The following is a 2,480-nucleotide window of genomic DNA, read 5'->3' as shown; positions in this document are numbered from 1 at the left end:
AGCTTGTTTTTATGCGGATCCTCGAACATCAGAGACGCGTCCAGCTTCTCGGTTTCCGCCAGTGACAGAAAACCATGTTCGGCGAGGGTTTTCATCACGACCTTCTCGGCATTTCCCCAGTGCGCTTTAGAAGCATAGACTTGCCTGAAGTTTAGGATGGCCTGGCCGGCCGCGAACTGGGCCTCTTCGCCAAGTGCACGATCCTGATCGAGCAGCGACTCGAGCGTCTCGGTGGGTGTTGTCACGTAAACCGTGCGTCAGCATTTGCGGCATAGGGACGGCGGCATGATAGCATGATAATGCCTGCCATCAGCTACAAGCGCCATCGTTTCCCGCCGCAGATCATCGCCCATGCGGTCTGGCTCTACTGCCGGTTCCCCTTGAGCCTGCGTCTGGTCGCGGAATGCTGCTGGAGCGCGCCATCGTGGTCTCCTACGAAACGATCCGCCGCTGGGGCAAGAAGTTCGGGCCCGATTATGCTCGCCGCTTGCGCCGCAAGCAGCCGAGCCGCGATGACATCTGGCACCTGGACGAAGTCGTCATCACTATTGCTGGCCGAAAACACTGGCTATGCCGCGCCGTCGATCAGGACGGCTATGTCCTCGACGAGATCGTCCAGAACCGCCGCAACACCAAGGCGGCCAAGCGATTGCTGACGCGCCTGTTGAAGAAACAGGGCGTCGCACCGAAGCGCATGATCACTGACAAGCTGCGCTCGTATGGAGCGGCCAAGCGTCAGGTGATGCCGGACGTCGAGCACCGGTCACACAAAGGATTGAACAACCGTGCCGAGAATTCCCATGTGCCGCCCAGTGATCGGCTCCCGCGGCATAGAAAGTGAGTTCGGCACGAGCGCTATCGCGACCTTTCAAGACCTTGTAGCGAAGGTTATGGCTCATCAGACAACGGGGCTCGGCCAGAAAGGGCCTGTCCCGAATAAGCCAGCAGCTGCGCTCCATATTACCAATATCGTACGAGGATCCTTCGGTTTCTTGCTCGAGGAAATGCACCCGCAACAACCGATACTAGAGAGCGCGTTGAAGCTTGCGGTTGATCAGGCGACTGGATTGCTTGATGCATTTGGTGAGCCCGATGAGGAAGGGTTTCAAGCAGCGATAGAGAGGATTGATGATCGAATCCTGGCGACGGCTGGAGCATTTTTCGAGCACATGAACGCCAATGGGGCAACCATCAAGGTGGTAAGCGGCGGGCATGAGTTCAGTTTTGGTGCCGAAGCTATTGCGCGGGCAGCCGAGAGGGCTCGGGTCACGAGCGTGGATGAGGGGGAGGACTTGATCCTTGGGAGATTGTCGGGTGTGCTGCCTGATGCCCACCAATTTGAATTTGTCCCTGCAGATGGTCGAACAGCGATCAGAGGTAAAGTCGATCCATCTTGGCCAACAGAGCAATTGCCTGATCTCAACAAACAATGGGTCGGAGTTGATGCTGAAGCCGTAACCTCCGTGAAGCGGGTGATACGAAACGGCGACGTTGTGCGAGAAAGCTTCACGCTTCGCGGTCTCCGGCGCAGAGACGACCAGCAGAACGTGGTTCAAGTCCCCCTTGTTCCCGCCTGATGGCATCTGCTCTCGGCGCTTTCGGTTTTGATAGGGCGAGTTCCCAGCGCTCAAGTTTATTGGCCCGCCTGCGGAGCCGCACGCCCGCGGGGTTGAAAATACTGAATGACGCTTGTGTTGCGCTACGATTTGTAGGTGGCGGGGATGGACTGAACGACTTGTCGGTTGCTTCCATTTTCGGGCGTCTTCGGTCAGGTCGATCGGTAGCTTGGGATACAGCTCGCGCAGGGTGAGCAATTTAGAGGGTCGATTTGAACTTGGGCCAGACTCTCGTCGTAAAAGCGTATTTGCAGAAACATGATACAGGGCATTTGCACGGAGGAGGCCATGAACGAGCATTTTGCGACGGCAACGGCCGCAATCCCTGCCCTGTTCGCCGAGCTTCACGTATCGTCACCGTTTCCCGCCAAGGGCGTGGCGGCACACCTGGGCAGGGCAGGGGTCTACGTGTTTTTTGAAGATAGCGTCCCCGTCCACGTCGGGCGGACGCGAAATCTGCAAGGTCGCCTTCGCGGCCATACCGCCAAAAGCCACTACTCCGCATCCTTTGCCTTCAAGCGCGCGCGCCGCCTCCTCGAGCGGACCGCAACCTATACAGCGGAGGGGTCACGTCTCGCCCTTTCGAGAGAGGACGTGTTCCGGGCAGAGTTCTATCGACAGATCGAGCTGGTGAAATTGATGAACGTCCGTTTCGTGGATGTTGCCGATCCGGTGGCCCAGTATCTGCTCGAACTCTACGCCCACCTGGAGTATGGCCTACTGTTGGATGAGTTCGATACCCATTAGACCCGTGAAGGTCCACTATGGAGCCGATTCGGCGAGGTAATTGTGAAATCGTCTCAGGAAGCAGAAATATGGATATCTTCAAATTTCGCGGCGGACTCCGCAGGGCACTGCTGGAGC

2 protein-coding genes and 2 pseudogenes are annotated in these 2,480 nt (G+C 57.4%); 3 read left to right on the top strand and 1 reads right to left on the bottom strand.

The window, feature by feature from the left end; genetic code table 11:
• A pseudogene (locus EOA85_RS32640) lies at positions 1-245 on the bottom strand (type III effector HopG1); the annotation flags it as partial.
• A gap of 48 nt (positions 246-293) precedes the next feature.
• Between EOA85_RS32640 and EOA85_RS32635 the strand changes: the two are divergent.
• The 3 genes and pseudogenes from EOA85_RS32635 to EOA85_RS32625 all read left to right on the top strand — a co-directional run.
• A pseudogene (locus EOA85_RS32635) lies at positions 294-808 on the top strand (IS6 family transposase); the annotation flags it as partial.
• A gap of 4 nt (positions 809-812) precedes the next feature.
• Entirely contained in the window at positions 813-1,577 is a 765-nt protein-coding gene (locus EOA85_RS32630; protein ID WP_127212463.1) for a hypothetical protein, read from the top strand.
• 327 nt (positions 1,578-1,904) lie between these two features.
• Positions 1,905-2,363, top strand: coding sequence for a hypothetical protein (locus EOA85_RS32625; RefSeq protein WP_127212462.1), 459 nt, complete (start codon positions 1,905-1,907; stop codon positions 2,361-2,363).
• The last annotated feature ends 117 nt before the right edge of the window (positions 2,364-2,480 follow it).

It is taken from the genome of Mesorhizobium sp. M5C.F.Ca.IN.020.29.1.1, assembly GCF_003997375.1.
GTDB lineage: Bacteria > Pseudomonadota > Alphaproteobacteria > Rhizobiales > Rhizobiaceae > Mesorhizobium > Mesorhizobium wenxiniae.
This window is presented reverse-complemented; position numbering and strand designations above follow the sequence as displayed.

What these genes read in the sequence shown, in the direction of transcription:
- EOA85_RS32625 (WP_127212462.1), top strand. Translation starts at nt 1,905, where the DNA reads ATGAACGAGCATTTTGCGACGGCAACGGCCGCAATCCCTGCCCTGTTC.